Below are 5,198 nucleotides of genomic sequence, written 5' to 3' on the forward strand. Positions count from 1 at the left end.
GAACGGGTCACGACGACGCGAACGGGTCACGACGACGCGAACGGGTCACGACGACGCTATGAGATCCCGGTACCAGGCGTAGGACTTCTTCGGCGTGCGCTTCTGCGTCTCGTAGTCGACGTGGACGAGGCCGAAGCGCGGGTGGTAGCCCTCCGCCCATTCGAAATTGTCCAGCAGCGACCACGTGTAGTAGCCGCGGATGTCGATGCCCTCGTCGATGGCGGTGCGCATGGCCTTGATGTGGGCGTCCAGGAACTCGATGCGGGACGAGTCGTCCACCGTGCCGTCCGGGCCGACCTCGTCGGGGAACGAGCACCCGTTCTCGGTGATGTAGAGCGGCGGCAGGTCGTACCTGGCGTCGAGCGTGCGGAGCAGCGACAGGAACGCGTCCGGGACGATCGGCCAGCCCATCCCGGTGGTCGGGTACTCGGTGATGTCCACGATGTCGAAGGGCAGCGGCCCCTCGGACGCCGTCGCGAGCCGCGTCGGGTGGTAGTAGTTCACGCCCAGGAAGTCGATCGGCGACGCGATGACCGGCATGTCCTCGGGACGGACGAACGGCGCGTCCGCCATCAGCTCCGGGTACCGGCCGAGCAGCACGGGGTCGGTGAACAGGCGGTTCATGAACGCGTCGAAGGCGTCGGCGGCGGGCTGGTCGCCGGGCGACGCGGCCCACGCCGGGGAGTAGTGGTTCGTCAGCCCGACGGCGCGGGCGCCGCGGCTGCGCAGCGCGTTGACGGCGAGGCCGTGGGCGAGCAGCTGGTGGTGCGCGGTCGGGAGCGCGTCCAGCATGAGCGCCCGGCCGGGGGCGTAGACGCCGAACGCGTAGCCGTAGGCCGTGACGACCACGGGCTCGTTCAGGGTTATCCACATGTCCACGCGGTCGGCGAGCCGCTCGGCCGCCAGGTAGGAGAATTCGGCGAACCGGTAGGCGGTGTCGCGTTCCATCCAGCCGCCCGCGTCTTCCAGCGGCTGCGGGAGGTCCCAGTGGTAGAGGGTGGCGGCGGGCGCGATGCCCGCGGCGAGCAGCCCGTCGACCAGCCGGTCGTAGAAGTCGAGGCCCTTCGCGTTGACCGGGCCGCTGCCGGGCGGCTGGACGCGCGGCCACGCGATCGAGAACCGGTAGGAGCCGACGCCGAGGCCCGCCATGAGCGCGACGTCCTCCGGCCAGCGGTGGTAGTGGTCGCAGGCGACGTCGCCGGTGTGGCCGTCCCGGACGCGTCCGGGCGTGTGGGAGAAGGCGTCCCAGACGGACGGTCCCCGCCCGTCCTCGTCCACCGCGCCCTCGATCTGGTAGGCGGCGGTGGCGACGCCCCATCGGAAGCCCTCCGGAAGACCCATCGCAGTTCCCCTCCCCGCGTGCCCGCCGAAATGCGAATAGCTTTCGGATATTAGTGCGGGGGTGGTGCGGGCGGAAGACTCCCGTGGCCCCGGGGTGCCGAACGGCGACCGTCCATGCCGGGCGGCCCGCCGTTCGGGGGACAATGGCGGGGTGACCGAGATCCGGACCCCGCTCCGCCGCCGCCCAGCCCAGCGCCGCAGCGCCGAACGCGTCCAGCGGATGCTCGACGCGTGCGCGGAGATCCTCGACGAGGACGGCTACGACGGCCTCACCACGACGCGCATCGCGCAGCGCGCCGAGGTGGCGATCGGCTCGGTCTACCAGTTCTTCCCCGACAAGCGCGCGGTCGCGCAGGCCCTCGCGCTGCGCAACCTGGAGGAGTTCGGCGACCGGATCTCGGCCCGGCTCGCCGAGGGCGGCTTCGACGACTGGTCCGACACGGTCGGCGCGATCATCGAGATCTTCGTCGACATGCACCGCACGGTCCCCGGCTTCCGGGTGCTGCGCTTCGGCGACGTCGCCGACGTCAACCTGCTCGACTCCGACGCCGACAACAACGCGGTGGTCGCCGACCGGCTGCGCCGGATGATCGTGGAGACGTTCGGCGTCCAGGACACCCCCGGCCTCGCCACCGCGCTCGCCATCTCGGTCGAGGCCGGCGACGCCGTCCTGAAGATGGCGTTCCGCCGCGACCCGGACGGCGACCCCGAGATCCTCGCCGAGGCGGAGCGCCTGATCCACGGCTACCTCTCCGCCCACATCCAGGAGTCCTGACTCCCGCCCGGTGCGCTGCCGGAAAACTCGTGATGTTGCGGACGTGCTGTGGCAGACTCCCACCGCACAACGCGACAGAACGGGTGAGACCGCTGGACGAAGAGAGACTGCAGGCGCAGAACAGGCTGCTGATCCGGCAGCGGGTGCGCCTGATGGTGAACCAGTACGAGGTGCACGCCGAGGCTCCGGGCGGCGAGGAGGGCGAACTGCTCGCCTTCGCGCAGCAGAAGCGGCTGGCGTTCAAGGAGCAGGTCACCCTCTACTCGGACGACTCCAAGACGCGTCCGATCCTCGGCTTCAAGGCGCGCAAGCGCATCGACCTGGCCAGCGCCTACGACATCACGGACGCGCACGGCCAGCCCATCGGCGTCTTCCGCAAGGACTTCAAGAAGTCGCTGCTGGCCTCGACCTGGCATCTGGAGCAGCCGGGCCTCGGGGTGACCACCGGCAGCGAGCGCAACAAGTTCGTGGCGGTGCTCCGGCGGGTCTGGCAGTTCATCCCGTACGTGGACAGCCTGCCGTTCGCCTGGCCGTACCACTTCGACTTCTACGCCGGCGACCAGGTCGTCTTCTCGGTGGAGAAGAAGTTCGGCCTCCGCGACCGCTACACCGTCGACATCAAGGACCCGCGCCTCGACCGGCGCCTGGTCATCGCCCAGGCCGTCGCCCTGGACGCCCTCCAGTCCCGCTGAGATCGGCCGCCGCCCGCGTCTCCCGCCCGGGGACGCGGGCGGCGGCTTTTCCGCCTCTTGGTTCGCGCGTGACCCTGGTTTCCGCGAGCTTTACATGTTACGAAGGTATGTAAAGCCGTGGGCGGTGCAACCGGCGTCGCGAGGACGCGGCGCAACGCCTGGAGGAGGATCCCCCCGTGAGTTCCTTTGACCTCTACTCCACCCCGGTCCCGACCGAGACGTGGAACGTCCCTATGGCGGGCGACACCCGCTTCACCTGGGAGTACGACGAGGGGCGCGACCGGCTGCTGAACCTGTACCAGAAGGGCAAGGACAAGCAGTGGGACGCGCAGAAGCGCATCGACTGGGACCTTGAGGTCGACCCGATCAACGTCGCCGGGCTGCCGGAGAACTTCAACCCGCTCTTCGGGTCCGACATCTGGGAGAAGATGTCGCAGAAGGAGCGGGACGAGTTCGGCCGGCACCAGGGCTCCTGGCTGTTCAGCCAGTTCCTGCACGGCGAGCAGGGCGCGCTGAACGTGTCGGCGCGGATCGTCCAGTCCGTCCCCGACCTGGACTCGAAGTTCTACGCCGCGACCCAGACCATGGACGAGGCCCGGCACGTCGAGCTGTACACGAGGTTCGTGCACGAGAAGATCGGGATGTACTACCCGATCAACCAGGACCTCGCGAAGCTGCTCGCCGAGTCGCTGGAGGACAGCCGCTGGGACCTCCCCTACCTCGGCATGCAGGTCCTCATCGAGGGCCTCGCGCTCGCGGCGTTCGGGCTGTACCGCGACATGTCGACGAACCCGCTGGTCAAGCAGCTGCTCGCATACGTCATGCAGGACGAGGCGCGGCACGTCGCGTTCGGGCGGCTGGCCCTCAAGGACTACTACGCCGAGCTCACCGACAAGGAGCGGGCCGAGCGCGAGGAGTTCGTCGTCGAGGGCTGCTACCTGATGCGCGACCGGTTCAAGGGGCGCGAGATCTTCGAGCAGCTCGACATGCCGGTCGAGCGGTGCATGGAGTTCGTCGACAACTCCGACATGTACACCCTCTATCAGTCGCTGCTGTTCAGCCGTATCGTCCCGTGCGTCCGCGACGTGGGCCTCTGGGGCGACAAGGTGCAGGCCGCCTACCAGGACATGGGCGTCCTCGACAACGCCAAGGCCGACCTCGAAGCGCTGATGAAGCAGGACGAGGAGATCGCCGAGAAGGTCGACGAGGAGAAGTACGCGGCCGAGCTCGCGGCGCGCAAGGAGGAGGTCGACCAGGCCATCTCCCTCGGCGCGGCCGAGTAGCCGGCACCCGCCGGGCGGGGGCGTCCCAACGGGGGCGCCCCCGCTTCGTCTTTTGTCGGATATCTTCCTCGCCCGCCGTCCGGCGCAATTCCGGCTGATCAATTCCTGAGATCTCTCCGGCGTTCACCAATTGATTCTCGAATTCGCCGTGCCGGACCCCCGGCTGTACTAATGTCCCCGCTCGGCGGTGCGCCGTTCCGGTGCTCTCGCCGGCGCACACCGCGTGCAGGGTCAAAGCCGAAAAATCCCCGGGGGAAAGAATGAACCGATCAGTCAGAGGTCTGCTGGGCGCCGCCGCCCTCGTGCCGCTCGCCGCCGCCGTCGCCGCCGTGCCCGCCCCGGCGGACGCGGCGCCCGGCCCGGCCACCGCGCTCCTCTACGACACCGCCGGCACCGCCTACCCGGCGCTCCGGGCCCTGCCGGACCCGGTCGTGCAGACCGGAGGGCAGACCGCCGAGACGGCCACCGGCGCCGTCGACGGCGTGCTGCGCGCCGCCCCGGGGACGTCCCGCGTCCGGTCCCAGGCCGCCCGCTGCGCGCTGAATCCCGGCAGGACGGTCGACATCGAGACCGGGGCGCGCCTGCCGGAGACGCGGCTGCCGTCCATCGGCAAGACCCCGCTCGGCGGGCTGCCCGAGGGCGACTGCCTGGGCGCCCGGCGCGCCGCCGGCGGGACGGTCCCGCTCCCCGTCCCGCCCGGGGCCGCCGGCAAGGCCGGCGGGAAGCTCCTGAAGGGCGCGGGCAAGGTCGGCGGCGAGATCGGCGAGGTGGCGGGCATGCGCCCCGCGCTGCCGGCCGGGCGCCGCGCGAACATGCCGGTGAGCATGGCGCTTCCCGCCGGCCCGCCGAGCGCGCCGGCCGCGCTCGGCGCCGCGCGTCCCGGCGGGCCGCCGGCCGGGTCCGTGCTCTTCCCGCTGCGCGACCGGCGCGCCACGCCGGTGCCGTCCGACGACGTCCTCGGCCAGGCGAACGGCGCCGTGAACGACGCCGGCGCGGGCCTCGACCGGACGGAGCAGGGCGTCGGGCAGGTCGTCGACGTGCTGAAGGCCAGGAAGGACCCGGCCGCGCGCCCGGCGGACGGCCCGCTGTCGGCCGGCCCGCTGTCGG

General features: G+C 70.9%; 5 protein-coding genes. 4 read left to right on the forward strand and 1 reads right to left on the reverse strand.

The window, feature by feature from the left end; genetic code table 11:
* Positions 1–45: 45 nt before the first annotated feature.
* The gene (locus ACIWVC_RS07945) at positions 46–1,341 is read right to left on the reverse strand and encodes a GH1 family beta-glucosidase (protein WP_396452993.1); all 1,296 of its coding nucleotides are present in this window, start codon (positions 1,339–1,341) and stop codon (positions 46–48) included.
* Between the two features lie 151 nt (positions 1,342–1,492).
* On the opposite strand from ACIWVC_RS07945, the gene ACIWVC_RS07950 reads away from it, so the two are divergent.
* The 4 genes from ACIWVC_RS07950 to ACIWVC_RS07965 all read left to right on the forward strand — a co-directional run.
* Positions 1,493–2,116, forward strand: coding sequence for a TetR family transcriptional regulator (locus ACIWVC_RS07950; RefSeq protein WP_396452991.1), 624 nt, complete (start codon positions 1,493–1,495; stop codon positions 2,114–2,116).
* A gap of 83 nt (positions 2,117–2,199) precedes the next feature.
* A complete protein-coding gene (locus ACIWVC_RS07955; protein WP_396452990.1) occupies positions 2,200–2,808 on the forward strand; it encodes a hypothetical protein in 609 nt (202 codons plus the stop codon).
* 176 nt (positions 2,809–2,984) lie between these two features.
* The gene (locus ACIWVC_RS07960; RefSeq protein ID WP_396452988.1) at positions 2,985–4,091 is read left to right on the forward strand and encodes a ferritin-like domain-containing protein; all 1,107 of its coding nucleotides are present in this window, start codon (positions 2,985–2,987) and stop codon (positions 4,089–4,091) included.
* Between the two features lie 260 nt (positions 4,092–4,351).
* Positions 4,352–5,198 (forward strand): hypothetical protein (locus ACIWVC_RS07965; RefSeq protein WP_396453953.1); only part of this gene is annotated, 847 nt, incomplete at its 3' end.

The organism is Actinomadura sp. (assembly GCF_044508335.1).
Taxonomy (GTDB): Bacteria; Actinomycetota; Actinomycetes; order Streptosporangiales; family Streptosporangiaceae; genus Spirillospora.